The following is a 15,591-nucleotide window of genomic DNA, read 5'->3' as shown; positions in this document are numbered from 1 at the left end:
TGATGCTAGGCCGACGGAGCCAGGTGGGCGTACGCGTCCGTGGTGAAGAACGGCGGCAGGTACTCCTCCAGCATCGCGCGTTCGACCACCCCGGCCGCCGCGACCGCGCGTTCGAGCTCGGCGCCGGTCCGCGACTCGCTCAGGGCGGCCAGTTCCTCGGCCAGCAGCGCGCGCACCGTCGGCTCGGTGACCGTGCCGCCGCCGGCGAGGGGGGTGCGGTGGTGCAGCCACTGCCACACCTGGCAGCGCGCGATCTCGGCGGTGGCCGCGTCCTCCATGAGGTTCGACAGCGCCACCGCGCCGGTGCCGCCGAGCCACGCGTCGATGTACCGCAGCGCCACCGCGATGTTCGCGCGCAGCCCGGCCGCCGTCACCTGGCCCGGGGTCTTGTCCACCGCGAGCAGATCGGTGGCGGTCACCTCGACGTCCTCGCGCAGCCGGTCGAGCTGGTTCGGCCGCTCGCCCAGCACCCGGTCGAACACGTCGCGGCAGACCGGCACCAGGCCCGGGTGGGCGACCCAGGAGCCGTCGAAGCCGTCGCCCGCCTCGCGCTGCTTGTCCGCCTCGACCTTGGCCACGGCGGCCGTGTTGACGGCGGTGTCCCGGCTCGGGATGAACGCCGCCATGCCGCCGATGGCGTGCGCGCCCCGCTTGTGACAGGTCCGCACGAGCAGTTCGGTGTACGCGCGCATGAACGGCACGGTCATCGTGACCTCGGCGCGGTCGGGCAGGACGAAGTCCGACCACTGGCCGAAGTTCTTGATGATGCTGAAGATGTAGTCCCACCGGCCCGCGTTCAGGCCGGCCGAGTGCTCGCGCAGCTCGTAGAGGATCTCCTCCATCTCGAACGCGGCGGTGATCGTCTCGATGAGCGTCGTGGCCCGGATCGTGCCCTGCGGCAGGCCGAGGTACTGCTGCGCGAACACGAACACGTCGTTCCACAGCCGCGCCTCGCGGTGGTCCTCGAGCTTGGGCAGGTAGAAGTACGGCCCACCGCCCGTGTCGAGCTGGCGGAACGCGCAGTGGTAGAGGTACAACCCGAAATCGACGAGGCTGGCGGAGATCGGGCGGCCGTCGACGACGATCCACTTCTCGACCAGGTGCCAGCCGCGCGGGCGGACCACGATGGTGGCGAGCTGCTCACTTTCGCCGAGCGCGTAGCGCTTGCCGCGCTCGTCGGTGAAGTCGAGGTTGCGGTCCAGCGCGTCCATCAGGTTGAGCTGCCCGCCGATGACGTTCTCCCAGGTCGGCGCGGTGGCGTCCTCGAAGTCGGCCAGCCACACCTTCGCCCCCGAGTTCAGGGCGTTGACCGTCATCTTGCGCTCCGGCGGCCCGGTGATCTCGACCCGGCGGTCCTCCAGGCCCGGCGCGGGCGGCGCGACCCGCCACGTGGGATCGGCGCGCACGGCCGCGGTGTCGGGCCGGAAGTCGGGCATCTGCCCGGCGCTGAAGCGGGCCCGGCGGGCGCGGCGGGTGTCGAGCACGGCCACGCGGCGGGCGGCGAACCGGTCGTCCAGCGCGACGAGGAAGTCCAGGGCGCCGGGCGTGAGCACCTCGTCGAAGCGCTCGTGCATCGGACCATTGATCTTGTACCTCATGCGAACTGCTCCGTCTCCGTCGAGCCGCGCAGCGCCGTGGTCTCCCCCGCGGGGTTCAGCACGGTGCTGATCAGGTCGAAGTACCCGGTGCCGACCTCCCGCTGGTGCTTGACCGCGGTGTAGCCCTGCGCCTCGGCCGCGAACTCGCGCTCCTGCAGCGCCACGTACGCGGTCATGCCCTCGTTCGCGTAGCCGCGCGCGAGGTCGAACATCGAGTAGTTGAGCGCGTGGAAGCCGGCCAGGGTGATGAACTGGAACTTGTAGCCCATGTGGCCGAGCTCGCGCTGGAACTTCGCGATGGTGGCGTCGTCGAGGTGCTTGCGCCAGTTGAACGACGGCGAGCAGTTGTACGCGAGCATCTGCTCGGGGTGCTCGCGCTTGACGGCCTCGGCGAAGCGGCGGGCGACCTCGAGGTCGGGGGTGCTGGTCTCCATCCAGAGCAGGTCGCTGTACGGCGCGTAGGCCACCCCGCGGGCGATGCACGCCTCGACGCCGTTGCGGAAACGATAGAAGCCTTCGCCGGTACGTTCACCGCTCACGAACGGCGCGTCCCGCTCGTCGATGTCCGTGGTGAGCAGCGTCGCCGCCTGCGCGTCGGTGCGCGCCACGATCAGCGAGCGGACCCCGGCGACGTCGGCCGCCAGCCGGGCCGCCTGCAGCGTGCGGATGTGCTGCCCGGTCGGGATGAGCACCTTGCCGCCGAGGTGGCCGCACTTCTTCTCCGACGCGAGCTGGTCCTCCCAGTGCACGCCGGCCGCGCCCGCGACGATCATGCCGGTCATCAGCTCGTACGCGTTGAGGACGCCGCCGAAACCGGCCTCCGCGTCGGCGACGATCGGGGCGAGCCACTCGGTGCCGGTGTCACCCTCGGCGGTGGTGATCTGGGCGGCGCGCAGCAGCGCGTTGTTGATCCGCCGCACCACCGCCGGCACCGAGTTGGCCGGGTAGAGGCTCTGGTCCGGGTACGTGTGACCGGACAGGTTGGCGTCGGCGGCCACCTGCCAGCCCGACAGGTAGATGGCCTTCAGCCCGGCCCGGACCATCTGCACGGCCTGGTTGCCGGTCAGCGCGCCCAGCGCGTGCACGTAGTCCTCGTCGTGGATCAGCTGCCACAACCGCTCGGCGCCCCGGCGGGCCAGGGTGTGCTCCTCCTGGATCGCCCCGCGCAGCCGCACCACGTCCGAAGCGTCGTAGTCGCGCCGCACCCCCTGCCAGCGCGGGTCGGTGTCCCATTCCTGCCGCAACTGCTCGACTGCGTCGCTCATCGTTCGCTCCCTAGTGTGCCGTGCTTCTCCGCAAACGGTCACACGAGGTCAATGGGGCGGTCGAGGGGCGGAAAAAGCCAAGTCTTGCCAATTTTCCGAGCGGTTTTGCTAACTTGCGAAAACACAATTTGACATTGGTGCTATTTCTAAGTGATGGCGAAAGTGTTCGCGGGCGCCCGGCTGCGGCGGCTGCGCGAGGAGCACGGCCTGAGCCAGACCGACCTCGCCCGGCACCTGGCCATCTCGCCGAGCTATCTCAACCAGATCGAGCACGACGTGCGGCCGCTCACCGCGCCGGTGCTCATCCGCGCGACCGAGCTGTTCGGCATCGACCCGGCCGTGTTCGCCCAGCACGACACCCCGCAGCTGGTGGCCGGGCTGCGCGAGGCCCTGGCCGGCGCCGGGAGCATCGCGGACCTGAGCGAGCTGGCCTCCCGCCTGCCGGAGCTGGCCGAGTCGATCATCGATCTGCATCGCCGGTACCGTCAGGTCTCCGACCAGCTCACCGAGCTCGTCGGCGACCGCGGCCAGCTCGGGCGCAGCCCGCACGACCAGGTGACGGAGTTCTTCTACCGCCGCCAGAACTACGTGCCGCTGCTCGACGAGGCGGCCGAGGCCCTGGCGGTGCGGATGAACCTGCGCCGGGGCGAGGTCCGCCCGGCCCTGCGCGACCGCCTGAGCGAACGGCACGGCGTGCGGATCGTGCGCGAGGAGGCCTACGGGGAGCTGCACCGGTACGAGCCGCGGACCCAGACCCTGCACCTGTCCACCTCGCTGCGGGCCGGGCAGGAGGCGATGCGCATGGCGGCCCAGCTCGCGCTGCTGGAGTACGCGGACGTGATCGACGAGATCGTCGAGGAGGAGCACTTCGACGACGTGCAGACCCAGATCCTGACCCGGGTCGGGCTGGCCAACTACTTCGCAGCCGCGCTGATCCTGCCCTACGAGCAGTTCCTGACCGCCGCCGAGGCCCGCCGGTACGACATCGACCTGCTCACCGAGCACTTCGCGATGGGCTGGGAGACGGTCTGCCACCGGCTGTCGACGCTGCAACGCCCGCGCGCCCGCGGCGTGCCGTTCTCGTTCGTGCGCGTCGACCGGGCCGGCAACATGTCGAAGCGTCAGTCGGCGACCGGCTTCCCGTTCTCCCGCACCGGCGGCACGTGTCCACTGTGGAACGTGTACGAGGCGTTCTCCTCCCCCGGCCGCCCGGTCACCCAGGTCGCGGCGATGCCCGACGGCCAGCGATACCTGTGGATCGCCCGCACCATCACCCGCCACCACGGCGGCTACGGCCAGCCCGGCAAGGTCTACGCGATCGGCCTGGGCTGCGAGATCCGGCACGCGGCGCGGCTGGTGTACTCCACCGGCATGGACCTGCACGACGCCGACGCCGCGATGCCGATCGGGCCGGGCTGCAAGACGTGCGAGCGGGCGACCTGCCCGCAGCGGGCGGCGGCGCCGATCAGCCGGCAGCTCGATCTGGACGAGAACCGCAGCACGTTCGTGCCGTACCCGCTCAAACTCCGGTGAGCGCGCGGTAGCCGGGGTTGTCGCCGGTGTGCATCGCCGCCGGGCGGCCGTCGAGGGTGCCCACGAAGTGCCCGTAGCCGTAGCCGGTCACCGCGAGGCGGCCGGCGCAGCCGAGGTCCGGCTCGTCGAACGTCGTGTGCGCGGTGCGCATCAGCGCGAGCGACGCGCGCGACACGAGCCGGCCCGCGTCCAGCGCCTCGGCGTAGGTGAGCAGGTCGGCGACGGTCGAGCAGACGTCGCCCGCCGCCACCATCGAATCGACCGACCACGACGGGACCGGCACCCCGGCGCGGTGGCCCGCGACCACATCGGACGGCCGGCGGCCGCTGACCGTCGCGTGCAGGCCGAGCGGCTCCAGCACGCGTTCGGCGAGCACCTGCGGGTACGGCCGGCCCGCCGCCCGCTCGATGACGACGCCGGCGACCAGGAAGCCGGGGCTCGAGTAGTGGAAGCGGCCTTGCGGGGAGGTGCGCGGCGCACCGTGTCAACGCTTGGGATCTGGGGCCAGTGCCCGATCCCCGAGCTGTTGCTCAGCAGGTGGTGCAGGGTGATGCCGGCCCAGTCCGGCGGCGCCTCGGGCAACCGGCGCGCGATCGGCTCGTGCACGTCGAGCCGGCCGTCCTCGGCGAGGAGCATCGCCAGTACCGCGGCCAGGTTCTTCGTCACCGAGGCGACCTGGAACCGGGTCGCCGTCGTGCAGCCCCCGCCGCTCGTCACGCGCGGCGGCGCACCCGGCCGGGCGACCGCGAGCACACCGGACAGCTCCATGTGTTTCATCCCTCCAGCGCCGGGCAGGTGAGGCCGATGGTGAGCCGATTCGCGCAGTGGACGCTCGACGTGCACGACGTGCAGAAGATGGCCGGCTTCTGGTCGCAGGTGCTCGGGTACGGCATCGAACCGGACGACGACGGCGACGGCGCGCATCTGCGGCCGCGGAACGGTGCGGGGCTGAGCGTCTGGCTGCAGCCGACGGACGCGGCGAAGTCGGGCAAGAACCGCGACCACCCCGACCTGGTGGCCGACGGCGACGTGAACGCGGAGATCGAGCGCCTGCTCGCGCTCGGCGCTACCCGGGCGGACGTCGGCCAGCAGGGGGACGAGGGGTTCGTCGTGCTGCGGGACCCGGAGGGCAACGAGTTCTGCCTGCTCTGCTGACTCACCCAGCGCGTGCGGGGCAGACCGCGGCAGCGCCTCACCCGGCGCGCGCCGGGCAGACCGGGGCGCTGACTCGCCCGGCGCGCGCCGGGCAGGCCCGGGCGCTGCCTCACTCGGCGCGCGCCGGGCACGCAGGGGCGCTGACTCACTCGGCGCGCGCCGGGGCGGGCCTGGGCCAGCAGGCGACGACGACGGCGGCCACGATCGGGAGCAGCGACAGGATGGCGAGCGGCTCGGCCCCGTAGATCACGAAGCCGCCCCAGTACACCGCCGGGCCCGTGCCGTTGCGGCCGGTGTTGGCCAGCCAGGAGCCGGTCGAGGTCGGGATGTTGCCCAGGCACGCCGGGGCGAGCATCAGCAGCGCGACCACGCACAGGATCCGGTACGCCCGCCGCCGGCCGCGTTCCTGCCCGCGGACGCGGTTCGCGGTGAACCAGCCCAGGCCCGCCCCGAGCAGCGCGCCGGCCAGGCCGCCGAGCACGGTGTCGCGCACATGCCCGGGCGGCTCGGCCCACATGACACTCAGCTGCGCCGCCGTCGGGTTGTACGCGTCGCCCTCGGTGACCTCCACCGCGGCGAGATATCCGGCCCGGGTGCCGGTCACCTCCGCGTGCGCCGACGGCGAGGTGTGCGGCGGGTAGCGCTCCACCGTGAGCCGCACGTCCCGCCAGCCGTTCGCGCGCATCTTGTCCCGGACGGCCGCGGCGAACTGCTCGAAGGTGGTGCCGGCGGGCACGGTGCCGCCGACGCCGGCCCGGCCCGCCCGCACGCCGGTCCCGCCGTGCAGGGTGTTCTCGCTGTACGGGTTCCAGAAGGTCTTGTGGATGTAGTAGGTGACGCGTTCGTCGAACGGCTCCGGCAGCACCGTGTGGGCCAGGCCGACCGTGGTGGCCTCGTCGGGCAGCGTCGGTTCCACGGCCTGCCACGCCAGCCACGAGCCGAGCGCGATGCCGCTGAGGCCACCGAGCACGGCGGCGATCGCGGCGACCACCACACCGGAGCGATTCATGCCGTGCATTCTGCTCTGCCGGCTTCAAAATCGGGGGTAGCTAAGCTAGGTTAGCTATCGTGACGCTCGCGCAGGATCTGCGGCTCGCGGTGGGCCGCTTCGCGCGCCGGCTGCGGCAGCTCTACGCCGACGGCGACGACAACCTGTCCTTCCTCGAGCTCGCCGTGCTCCAGCGCCTGGAACGCACCGGCGCCGCGAGCCCGGGCGGCCTCGCCGGCCAGGAGAACGTGACGTCGGCCGCGATTGCTCCGGTCCTGCGCCGCCTCGACGAGCAGGGGTTCATCAGCCGCACCCCCGACCCCGCCGACGGCCGCCGCGCGGTCGTCACCATCAACCCCTCCGGCCGCACCGCGCTGCGGACCCGCGAGGCGGCGAGCATCACGCGCATCCACGACGCCCTCGAAACCCTCACCGCCGACGAACGCCGGCGCCTCGCGGACGTCATCCCCCTGCTGGAGAAGGTGACCGCTCAGCTATGACCTGGACCCCGCTCGACCCCGACGTCGCCGCCTTCCTCGACGCCTACGACTCGGGTGACCCGCTCGCCCTGTTCGCCGCCACGTTCCTGGCCCTGGACCCGGCCCGCGCCGTCGCGATCACCCCGGCCCAGCTCGCCGCCGCCCTGCCCGCCCGCCGCGCCATGTTCGACCGCGCCGGCGTCGGCCCACTCACCCGCGCCGCCGCCCGCCAGCTGCGCCTCGACGACCGCCACCTGCTCGTCGGCGCCGACTGGACCGCCCCGCGCACGGGCGGCGAGCCGCTGCACACGACATCGACATTCCTGCTGCGGCGCGAGGGAGATTCGTTCCAGATCATGGTGTACCTCAACCACACCGACCTCGCCGCCGCGCTGGCGCCCTGACCACACCCGCCGCCGCGCTCGCGGCCCGACCACACCCGCCGCCGCACTCGCGGCCCGACCACACCCGCCGCCGCACTTGCGGCCCGACCACACTCACCGCCCCACTCGCAGCCCGATCACACTCGCCGCCGCGCTCGCGGCCTGACCACGCGGAGGGCCCGCCGCACGCGCGACGGGCCCCCTGCGTACGGGTCAGAGGATGCCGCGGGCGTGGAAGGCGGCGCGGACCTTGTCGGCCGCCGCGGCGCCGTAGAGCACGCGGGCCGTGTTGACGGTCGCCTTCGCGGCGGCCGGCATCGTGGTGTTCGGGTCGAAGCGGAAGTGCGCCTCCAGGATCACCCGGTTCGCCTTGGTACGGCCCAGTGCTCCGTTGATGTCGAACAGCGCCCGGGACCAGATCTCCCCGTCGGCGTGCACCTCGCCCTCGAGGTCGGCCGGGTACATCTTGGTGCCGTCGACGCGGCGCAGGCAGTGCGGGACGTCGTCGGTGTAGGAGGTCGAGTCCCAGTCGGCGATGCAGGCCAGCGGGGTGCGCCGGGTGTCCGGGCTGGTCGCCTGGGACATCGTGAACGCCCAGTAGTCGCCGAAGCCCTCGCCGATGGAGCCGGCCTCGATCTCCTCGCCGAAGCCGGGGACCTGGTCGTCCTGGATGGCGTGGCCGTACTCGTGCCAGATGACCTCGTTGTCCTCGGCGTCGTCGACGCCGCCCGTGCCGAAGGTGATGCCGTCGACGTCCGGGTCGTAGAAGGAGTTGTCGTCGGTGAAGCCGGTCGTCTGGTAGTCCTGCGGCTCGTTGTTGACGTCGCGGAACCCGAGCTGGTGGATGTACTCCTGCGCCGAGGTGATGCTGTGGTACCCCATGACCTGCTCGAATCCGGCCTGCGAGCGGTTGTAGTCGTAGACCCGGCGGGGTGAGCGGACGGCGTCGGCGCTGATGTTGTTCGCGAAGTCGCCCTGCAGCGTGGTCTTGCGGGCGTCGAGGTGGGTGAGGGTCACCTCGCGGTACGCGGCCCGCAGCGCCGGATAGTTGGCGTCGTCGCGGTCGGTGAGCGACTCGTTCTGCAGCCGCACGACGGGGTTGGGGTCGAAGACGGTGCCGCTGCCGGTCGCCTCCCGGGCCAGGTTCTTCTCCTGCAGGGTGGCGCCGGTGCCGGCGTCGAGCACGGTGCGGACCGTGCCGCGACCGGTGCGCGTGGCCAGCAGCCAGGCAAGCTTGGCGGGCGACCCCGGCAGGATCACCAGCTCGGAGCGGGCGACCTGGCCGCCGGTCCGCCCGGTGACGGAGGCGCGGGCGTGGTCCGGGGCGACCGCCGGCGTCTCGGTGGCCAGGCCGCGCACGTCGAGCCGGCCGTCCTGGACCGTGACCTCGCCGGTCGCGCTGTCGGTGTGGGTCGCGTACCAGCCGCCGAGCACGGGCATGCCGTGGTACAGCTGCTGGTACCACGTGTGCGTGCCGGTCAGCGACTCGCGCGTCTGGATCTGGCGCAGCCCGTCGGGCACGGCCGGGGCGGCGTGCGCGGTGGTCCCCGCCATCGTCGCGATCAGGGTGCCGGCGGTCATGGCCGCCAGCCATCGGTACCCGCGTCGACGCATCATGAGCCGACCCTAGGCCCGGATCTTGATACATCCGCATGTACAGATGCGCGGCGAGGGGGTCGACGAGGGGCGCTACGAGATGCCGGTGTGCACGCGGCGGATCAGCGTCTCGATCTTCTCGGCGAGGGCGGGCGGGCACAGCGACGTACCATGGCCGCCGATGGACGGCGTCGCACCGGGACGCAGCAGTTCGAGCCGCTGGTGAGCGTCCTGCAGCGCAGCCGGGTCGTCGTCGCGCAGCGCCCGGTCGACGCGGGTGGCGAGCCCGTCGAGCAGAATCCAGGCAGCCGCAGGCAACCGCCACCGCCGCGTGTCAGCAAGCGTGTCCACAATCCCGCGCGGCGTCCGCTCAGCCCGCGACGTGCCCTCCGCGCGTGACGTGCCCTCCGCGCGTGACGTGCCCTCCGCGCGCGGCGTCGGCTCGGCTCGCGGCCTGTGCTCGGCGGGCGTCGGCTCAGGGCGCGCGCTCGGCTCAGCTCGCGGCGTGCGCTCGGCGCGTGACCTACCCTCAGCTCGCGGCGTGCCGTCCGCGCGCGGCGTCGGCTCGGCTCGCGGCGTGTGCTCGGCGGGCGTCGACCCAGGGCGCGCGCCCGGCTCAGCTCGCGGCGTGCGCCCAGCGCGTGACGTGGCCTCAGCTCGCGGCATGCGCTCAGCGGGCGGCGTGCGCTCGGCAGGCGGCGTCGACTCAGCGCGCGGCGTCGGATCGGCGCGCGGCGTGTGGTTGCCGTGCGGGGGGCGGTCAGCCAAGGCGGTCCGCCGGGAACAGTACCTGGACGCTCAGGCCGCCGTCCGGTCGTGGGCGGGCCTCCAGGGTGGCGCCGTGCACGGTCGCGATGGCCCGCACGATCGACAGGCCGAGGCCGTGGTGGCCGTCGTCGGCGACCCGGCGCAGCCGCTGGAACGGCTCGAACAGCCGCTCGACCTGGTCGGGCGGCACCTGGGGGCCGGTGTTGGTGATGATCAGCCGAGCGTACCCGTCGAGCTGGCGCGTGCCCACCTCGACGGTGCCGCCGGGTGTGTTGTAGTGGATCGCGTTGTCGAGCAGGTTGGCGACGAGCCGGGCCAGCAGGGTCGGGTCGCCGAGGATGCGGGCCGGGCGGATGGTCGCCGTCACGGTCAGGCCGGGCGGGGCGAGGCCGTGCAGGGCGTCGCGCAGCACCGCGTCGAGCTCGACGGGCACGCCGGTCTCCCGGGCCGACTCGCTGCCGGCCAGGGTGAGCAGCGACTCGAGCAGGGCCCCGCGCTGCCGGTTGACCGCGAGTAATCGCTCGAAGTTGGCCCGGTACTCCTCGACGCCCGCCTCCGGGTCGATCAGCGGCTCCTCCAGCAGGGCGTGCTCGACGGTGAGCGGGGTGCGCAGCTCGTGCGCGGCGTTGGCGACGAACCGCTTGTGCCCGTCCAGCGCCGTCTCCAGCCGGCCGAGCAGCGCGTCGATGGTGTCGGCGAGCTCCTTGAACTCGTCGCGCGGCCCTTCCACGGCGAGCCGCTCGTGCACGTTGCGGCCGGAGATGCGCTGCAGGCGGCCGGTCATCGTGCGGACCGGGCGCAGCATCCGCCCGGCGATCAGCCACCCGACGCCCAGCGAGATCGGCACCATGATGAGCAGGGCGAGCCCGGGGGTGATGAGCACCCGTTCCTTGAAGTTCTGGGTCTCGCTGTCGGCGATGCCGATCCGCACCCCGGTGTCGGCGCCGGGCGGGCGGGGCAGGCCCATCGAGCGCGGCGTCTGGGCGACGTCGGTCGGCGGCAGCCCGGCCGACAGGCTGATCACGATGAGGATCAGCACCGCGCCGGAGACGAGCGTGGCGAGGCTGTACAGCAGGGTGAGCCGCCACCGCAGCCGGTTGGACGCGGGCATGGCTAGATCCGGTACCCGGCGCGGGCGACGGTCTCGATCAGCGGCGGGTCGCCGAGCTTGGTGCGCAGCCGGTTGATGGTCGCCTTGACGGTGGTCGTGAACGGGTCCGCGGCCTCGTCCCAGACCCGGTCGAGCAGCTCCTCCGCGGACACCACCCGGCCGCGCCCGGCCAGCAGGTGCTCGAGCACCGCGAACTCCTTGGGGCTCAGCGGCAGCCTGGCCCCGTCGCGGGTGGCGACCCGCTGGGCCGGGTCGAGGCGCAGGTCGCCGTGGACGAGGATCGGCGGGACGGCGGGGCGGGACCGGCGGCCGAGGGCGCGGATGCGGGCGACGAGCTCGGCGTAGGCGAACGGCTTGGGCAGGTAGTCGTCCGCGCCGAGGCCCAGCCCTTCGACCCGCTGGGCGATGGTGCCGGAGGCGGTGAGCATGAGCACCCGGCTGGGCGCCTCGCGGGCGACGAGGGCCCGGCACACGTCGTCGCCGTGCACGCCGGGCAGGTCCCGGTCGAGGACCACCACGTCGTACTCCACGACGTCGGTCCGTTCGAGCGCCGCACCCCCGTCATAGGCGACGTCGACCGCCAGTCCCTCGCGGCGCAGCACCCGCGCGACCGAGTCGGCGAGCTGCCGCTGATCCTCCACCACCAGCACCCTCATGCGGCCGACCTTAGTCCCGGCCCGGTGACAACCAGGTCACAACGATTGACACCTGGCTGACACCGACCGAGGACTACAACATCCCCATGACGACAACGGTCATCGAGACAGAACGGCTCAGCAAACGGTACGGCCGGCGCCCGGCCCTCACCGACTGCACGCTCGCCGTGCCGGCGGGGCGGATCGTCGGCCTGGTCGGGCCCAACGGCGCCGGCAAGTCGACGCTGCTCGCGCTCACCTGCGGGCTGATCGCGCCCAGCGAGGGGCGCATCACGGTGCTGGGCCACGCCCCGGCCGCCGATGCCGCGCAGCTGGCGCGGGTCGGGTTCGTGGCACAGGACGCTCCGGTGTACTCCGGGCTGTCCGTCGCCGACCACCTGCGCCTCGGCGCCCGGCTCAACCCGGGCTGGGACGACGGCCTGGCCCGGCGGCGCATCGAGCGGCTCGGCCTGGACCCGGCGCAGAAGGCCGGGCGGCTCTCCGGCGGGCAGCGCGCCCAGCTGGCTCTGACGATCGCCGCGGCCAAGCGCGGCGAGCTGCTCATCCTCGACGAGCCGGTGGCCTCGCTGGACCCGATCGCGCGCCGCACGTTCCTCTACGACCTGCTCGACTTCGTCACGGAGCTCGGGGTGACGGTGGTGCTGTCGTCGCACCTGCTGGGCGACCTGACCCAGGTCTGCGACCACCTGATCGTGCTGGCCGGCGGCCGGGTGCAGGTGGCCGGGGACGTCGCCGACCTGCTCGCCGTGCACCACCGCGTCGCGGCCGGCGCGGGCGCGCTGCCGCCGGGGGCACGGGTCGTACACACGGAACGCAACGGACCCTCGGTGGTGCATTCGGCCGAACCGCCGGAGGGCGCGGAACACACGGACCTGGAGGACGTCGGCATGGCGTACATGATGGCGGCGGAGGCGGCCCGATGATCTGGCTCACCTGGCGGCAGTTCCGCACCCAGGCGATCGTGGCGGCGGTCGCGCTGACGGCGCTGGCTGCCTACCTGCTCTACCTCGGCGTGCAGATCCGCCACGACTACACCGCGCAGGTGATCAACTGCGTGCCCGAGGACTGCCTCGTGACGAAGCGGGAGTTCCTCAACCGGTACGAGGTGCCGGTCGGCATCGTGGGCCTGCTGCTGATGGCCGTGCCCGGCCTGATCGGCGCGTTCTGGGGCGCCCCGCTGGTCGCCCGGGAGCTGGAGTCGAAGACCGATCGCCTGGTCTGGAACCAGAGCGTGACCCGCGGGCGCTGGCTGGGGGTGAAGCTCGCCGTGCTGGGCCTGGCCGCGCTCGCCGTCGCGGGGCTGCTCAGCCTGCTGCTCACCTGGAGCGCGAGCGACTACGACCAGTACGTCGGCAACCGGTTCGCCGCGGCCAACTTCGGCGCCCGCAACGTGGTGCCGTTGGGCTACGCGCTGTTCGCGTTCGTCCTCGGCGTCGTCGTGGGCCTGCTCGTGCGGCGCACGGTGGCGAGCATGGCGATCGTCGTCGCGCTGTACGCGGTGCTGCAGATCCTGGTGCCCAACGCGATCCGGGCACATCTCATGCCGCCGGTGACCACGGACGTGGCGCTCACCCCGGACGTGCTCGCCCACGCCAACGGCTTCGGGCTCAATCAGACCTCGGCGCGCATCATCGGGTACACGATGGCGGGCACCTGGCCGGAGGACTCGATCCACCAGATCTACAACGCCGACGGCACGCCCTACACCGCCGAGCAGAACCGTTCGTGCATGACGGGCAGCATGGACAAGGACTTCGGCTGCCTGGCCACGAAGAACCTGCATTTCGCCTACACCTACCAGCCCGGCAGCCGCTACTGGCCGTTCCAGTGGATCGAGACTTCGGCGTACCTGGTGCTGAGCGCCGCCCTGGCCGGGTTCGGGCTCTGGTGGGTGCGGCGGAAGGTCAGCTGAGGGTCACGTGGAAGAGCTTCTCGTCGCTGTTGTTCGGGACGCTGTCCTTGTCGCCGACGTTGGACGTGGTGAGCCACAGCCCGCCGTCCGGGGCCGGTTCCACGGTGCGCAGGCGGCCGTAGGTGCCGTTGAAGTACACCTGCGGGGTCTGCAGGGACGACCCGCTGATCGGGGCCCGGTAGAGGCGGGTGCCGCGCTGGCAGGCGATGTAGACGACGTCCCGGACGACGGCGAGCCCCGAGCAGGAGCCGTCGGCCGTCGGGTAGGTGCGCTTCGGCGCGATGTAGCCGGCGGTCCCGCAGGTGCCGCTGGTGCCCTCGCACGCGGGCCAGCCGTAGTTGCCGCCGCGGGTGATCAGGTTCGTCTCGTCCATGACCGAGTTGCCGAACTCCTGCTCCCACAGCCGGCCCTGCGAGTCGAAGGCCAGGCCCTGCGGGTTGCGGTGCCCGTAGCTCCACACGTAGTTGCCGAACGGGTTGTCGGAGGGCACCGAGCCGTCCGGGTTGAGCCGCAGGATCTTGCCGTTGAGGCCGCCGGTGTTCTGCGCGTTGTCGCCGTTCTGGGCGTCGCCGGTGGCCGCGTAGAGCTTGCCGTCGGGGCCTAAGCGCAGCCGCCCGCCGTCGTGGAACTTGTTGCGCAGGATGCCCGAGAGCAGCACCTGCTCGCTGGAGGTGTCGAGCCGGTCGCCGTTGAGTTTGATCCGCACGATCCGGTTGTCGGTCGGCGAGGTGTGCATGATGTACAGCCAGTGGTCGCTCGCGAAGCCGCCGCTGATCGCGAGGCCCATCAGGCCGCCCTCGCCGTCGGTGCTCTGCACGTTCGGCACCGTGCCGACGGTGGTCCGCGCGCCCGTGGCCGGGTTGAGCTTCACGATGTCGTGGGCGTCGCGGCGGGTGTAGAGGATGCTGCCGTCCGGCAGCGTGGCGATTCCCCACGGGATGTCGGTGTCGGTGCCGACCTGCGTCACCGCGCACACCGGGCTGCCGCAGGCCGCGCCGGTGGTCACGGTCGCGGTGCCGCTGTGCGGCGACACGTTGGCCTGGGCGTCGCGGGCCACGACGTAGTACCGGTAGGTGGTGCTCGCCGCCAGGCCGCTGTCGATGAACGTGGTCGCCGGGGTGCTGGTGGCGGTGCCGGTGATGGTGCCGACCTTGCCGTCGTTGCGGAAGACGTCGTAGGCGCGCACGCCGATGTTGTCGGTGGCGGCCGTCCAGGCGAGGCTGACCGAGGTGCCGGAGACGCTCGCGGTCAGCCCGCCCGGCGCGGTCGGCGCCTGGCTGTCGGGCTGGCACTGCGGCGGCGTGATCGTCACGGTGGTGCTGGCCTGGGAGACGTTGCCGGCGGCGTCGCGGGCGTTGACGTACAGGCCCCAGGTGGCTCCGGCGACGACGGTCAGGCTGGTCGACAGGGTGTTGCCGGGCACGGACGTCATGAGCTGCCCGTCGTGGTAGACGTCGTAGAACGCGACGCCGACGTTGTCCGTCGAGGCGTTCCAAGCGAACGTGACCGCGTCGCACACGAGGTCGCTGACCCGCGGGTTGCCGGGCACGGCCGGGGCCTGGGTGTCGCCGCTGCCCAGCGTGCTGCGCCACTGCTGGTTGCTCTGCCCGTTGCAGGTCCACAGGTTCACCGGCGTGCTGTTGGCTGTCGCGGCGCCGGTGACGTCGAGGCAGAGCCCGGACTGCACGCCCACGATGGTGCCGTCGGCGTTGAGGCGCCACTGCTGGTTGGCGCCGCCGTTGCAGGTGTAGAGCTGCGCGGTGGCCGGCGACGTGGTGTCCTGACCGGCGACGTCGAGGCACTTCGGCTGGTCGTACACCCGCAGCTCACCGGCCGCGGTGTAGGTCCAGGCCTGGTTGTCCTGCCCGTTGCAGTCGTAGATGTTGATCGCGGTCTTGTCGGTGTGCGACCGCCCCGTCACGTCGAGGCACCGCCCGGACGCCACGCTGACGATCGTGGCGCCGCTGGCGGCCTCGGCCGGCACCAGCACGGCGGCCCCGGCTCCGACGACGATCGCGGCCAGCACCGCACCGCCGAGAACGAACCTTGCGCGCATGCGGGGCCTCCACCGGTGACGCGGGTGCAGGGCGGCTGGCGGACCGCCCCACACCTCGGACATGCATCATCGAAGATGCGCGTTCGTCACC

Annotated in this window: 14 protein-coding genes and 1 pseudogene; 6 read left to right on the top strand and 9 right to left on the bottom strand. The window is 72.4% G+C overall.

The features are described from left to right. Positions 1 to 5: 5 nt before the first annotated feature. Both aceB and aceA read right to left on the bottom strand, forming a co-directional pair. On the bottom strand, positions 6 to 1,598 hold the full coding sequence (gene aceB / locus ACQP00_RS25985) for a malate synthase A (RefSeq protein WP_433223380.1): 1,593 nt from the start codon (positions 1,596 to 1,598) through the stop codon (positions 6 to 8). After that, entirely contained in the window at positions 1,595 to 2,863 is a 1,269-nt protein-coding gene (gene aceA, locus ACQP00_RS25980; RefSeq protein WP_433223378.1) for an isocitrate lyase, read from the bottom strand. The genes aceB and aceA overlap by 4 nt, the downstream gene beginning before the upstream one ends. A gap of 153 nt (positions 2,864 to 3,016) precedes the next feature. Here aceA and ACQP00_RS25975 point away from each other — a divergent pair, with 153 nt between their 5' ends. Next, positions 3,017 to 4,396, top strand: a complete 1,380-nt coding sequence (locus ACQP00_RS25975; protein WP_433223376.1) for a short-chain fatty acyl-CoA regulator family protein — start codon at positions 3,017 to 3,019, stop codon at positions 4,394 to 4,396. Here the strand turns inward: ACQP00_RS25975 and ACQP00_RS25970 are convergent. Further along, a pseudogene (locus tag ACQP00_RS25970) lies at positions 4,383 to 5,164 on the bottom strand (serine hydrolase domain-containing protein). The gene ACQP00_RS25975 and the pseudogene ACQP00_RS25970 overlap by 14 nt on opposite strands. Positions 5,165 to 5,200: 36 nt before the next feature. On the opposite strand from ACQP00_RS25970, the gene ACQP00_RS25965 reads away from it, so the two are divergent. Then, complete coding sequence (locus ACQP00_RS25965) at positions 5,201 to 5,551, top strand: VOC family protein (RefSeq protein WP_433223374.1); 351 nt, start codon at positions 5,201 to 5,203, stop codon at positions 5,549 to 5,551. Between the two features lie 145 nt (positions 5,552 to 5,696). Here the strand turns inward: ACQP00_RS25965 and ACQP00_RS25960 are convergent, their stop codons facing one another. After that, on the bottom strand, positions 5,697 to 6,560 hold the full coding sequence (locus ACQP00_RS25960; protein WP_433223372.1) for a hypothetical protein: 864 nt from the start codon (positions 6,558 to 6,560) through the stop codon (positions 5,697 to 5,699). A gap of 59 nt (positions 6,561 to 6,619) precedes the next feature. On the opposite strand from ACQP00_RS25960, the gene ACQP00_RS25955 reads away from it, so the two are divergent. Beyond that, positions 6,620 to 7,039, top strand: coding sequence for a MarR family winged helix-turn-helix transcriptional regulator (locus tag ACQP00_RS25955; RefSeq protein ID WP_433223370.1), 420 nt, complete (start codon positions 6,620 to 6,622; stop codon positions 7,037 to 7,039). Beyond that, a complete protein-coding gene (locus ACQP00_RS25950; RefSeq protein WP_433223368.1) occupies positions 7,036 to 7,422 on the top strand; it encodes a hypothetical protein in 387 nt (128 codons plus the stop codon). The genes ACQP00_RS25955 and ACQP00_RS25950 overlap by 4 nt, the downstream gene beginning before the upstream one ends. A 192-nt stretch (positions 7,423 to 7,614) precedes the next feature. On the opposite strand, the gene ACQP00_RS25945 is transcribed toward ACQP00_RS25950, so the two are convergent. From ACQP00_RS25945 to ACQP00_RS25930, 4 genes are all read right to left on the bottom strand, one after another. Next, positions 7,615 to 9,018 (bottom strand): M36 family metallopeptidase, encoded by a 1,404-nt coding sequence (locus tag ACQP00_RS25945; protein ID WP_433223366.1) that lies wholly within the window; start codon positions 9,016 to 9,018, stop codon positions 7,615 to 7,617. Positions 9,019 to 9,090: 72 nt separating this feature from the next. Next, positions 9,091 to 9,315: a CATRA system-associated protein gene (locus tag ACQP00_RS25940; RefSeq protein ID WP_433223364.1), complete on the bottom strand. Its 225-nt coding sequence runs from the start codon at positions 9,313 to 9,315 to the stop codon at positions 9,091 to 9,093. Between the two features lie 442 nt (positions 9,316 to 9,757). Then, on the bottom strand, positions 9,758 to 10,876 hold the full coding sequence (locus tag ACQP00_RS25935; protein ID WP_433223362.1) for a sensor histidine kinase: 1,119 nt from the start codon (positions 10,874 to 10,876) through the stop codon (positions 9,758 to 9,760). 2 nt (positions 10,877 to 10,878) lie between these two features. Continuing rightward, positions 10,879 to 11,532, bottom strand: a complete 654-nt coding sequence (locus ACQP00_RS25930; RefSeq protein ID WP_433223360.1) for a response regulator transcription factor — start codon at positions 11,530 to 11,532, stop codon at positions 10,879 to 10,881. Positions 11,533 to 11,618: 86 nt separating this feature from the next. Here ACQP00_RS25930 and ACQP00_RS25925 point away from each other — a divergent pair, with 86 nt between their 5' ends. Together ACQP00_RS25925 and ACQP00_RS25920 are read left to right on the top strand one after the other, a co-directional pair. Beyond that, positions 11,619 to 12,455, top strand: a complete 837-nt coding sequence (locus ACQP00_RS25925) for an ABC transporter ATP-binding protein (protein WP_433223358.1) — start codon at positions 11,619 to 11,621, stop codon at positions 12,453 to 12,455. Then, a complete protein-coding gene (locus ACQP00_RS25920) occupies positions 12,452 to 13,444 on the top strand; it encodes an ABC transporter permease subunit (protein WP_433223356.1) in 993 nt (330 codons plus the stop codon). Before ACQP00_RS25925 ends, ACQP00_RS25920 begins: the two co-directional genes overlap by 4 nt. On the opposite strand, the gene ACQP00_RS25915 is transcribed toward ACQP00_RS25920, so the two are convergent. Further along, the gene (locus ACQP00_RS25915) at positions 13,437 to 15,500 is read right to left on the bottom strand and encodes a PQQ-dependent sugar dehydrogenase (RefSeq protein WP_433223354.1); all 2,064 of its coding nucleotides are present in this window, start codon (positions 15,498 to 15,500) and stop codon (positions 13,437 to 13,439) included. The genes ACQP00_RS25920 and ACQP00_RS25915 overlap by 8 nt on opposite strands. Between the last annotated feature and the right edge of the window lie 91 nt (positions 15,501 to 15,591).

It is taken from the genome of Dactylosporangium sp. CS-047395 (assembly GCF_050942185.1).
In the GTDB taxonomy this organism is placed as follows: domain Bacteria; phylum Actinomycetota; class Actinomycetes; order Mycobacteriales; family Micromonosporaceae; genus Dactylosporangium.
The sequence above is the reverse complement of the archived record's forward strand: the minus strand, read 5'-3'. Positions and strand labels throughout refer to the sequence as shown.

Coding starts and splice junctions, on each gene's coding strand:
- aceB (WP_433223380.1), bottom strand. CDS start 1,598: ATGAGGTACAAGATCAATGGTCCGATGCACGAGCGCTTCGACGAGGTG.
- aceA (WP_433223378.1), bottom strand. CDS start 2,863: ATGAGCGACGCAGTCGAGCAGTTGCGGCAGGAATGGGACACCGACCCG.
- ACQP00_RS25975 (WP_433223376.1), top strand. CDS start 3,017: ATGGCGAAAGTGTTCGCGGGCGCCCGGCTGCGGCGGCTGCGCGAGGAG.
- ACQP00_RS25965 (WP_433223374.1), top strand. CDS start 5,201: ATGGTGAGCCGATTCGCGCAGTGGACGCTCGACGTGCACGACGTGCAG.
- ACQP00_RS25960 (WP_433223372.1), bottom strand. CDS start 6,560: ATGAATCGCTCCGGTGTGGTGGTCGCCGCGATCGCCGCCGTGCTCGGT.
- ACQP00_RS25950 (WP_433223368.1), top strand. CDS start 7,036: ATGACCTGGACCCCGCTCGACCCCGACGTCGCCGCCTTCCTCGACGCC.
- ACQP00_RS25945 (WP_433223366.1), bottom strand. CDS start 9,018: ATGATGCGTCGACGCGGGTACCGATGGCTGGCGGCCATGACCGCCGGC.
- ACQP00_RS25935 (WP_433223362.1), bottom strand. CDS start 10,876: ATGCCCGCGTCCAACCGGCTGCGGTGGCGGCTCACCCTGCTGTACAGC.
- ACQP00_RS25930 (WP_433223360.1), bottom strand. CDS start 11,532: ATGAGGGTGCTGGTGGTGGAGGATCAGCGGCAGCTCGCCGACTCGGTC.
- ACQP00_RS25925 (WP_433223358.1), top strand. CDS start 11,619: ATGACGACAACGGTCATCGAGACAGAACGGCTCAGCAAACGGTACGGC.
- ACQP00_RS25920 (WP_433223356.1), top strand. CDS start 12,452: ATGATCTGGCTCACCTGGCGGCAGTTCCGCACCCAGGCGATCGTGGCG.
- ACQP00_RS25915 (WP_433223354.1), bottom strand. CDS start 15,500: ATGCGCGCAAGGTTCGTTCTCGGCGGTGCGGTGCTGGCCGCGATCGTC.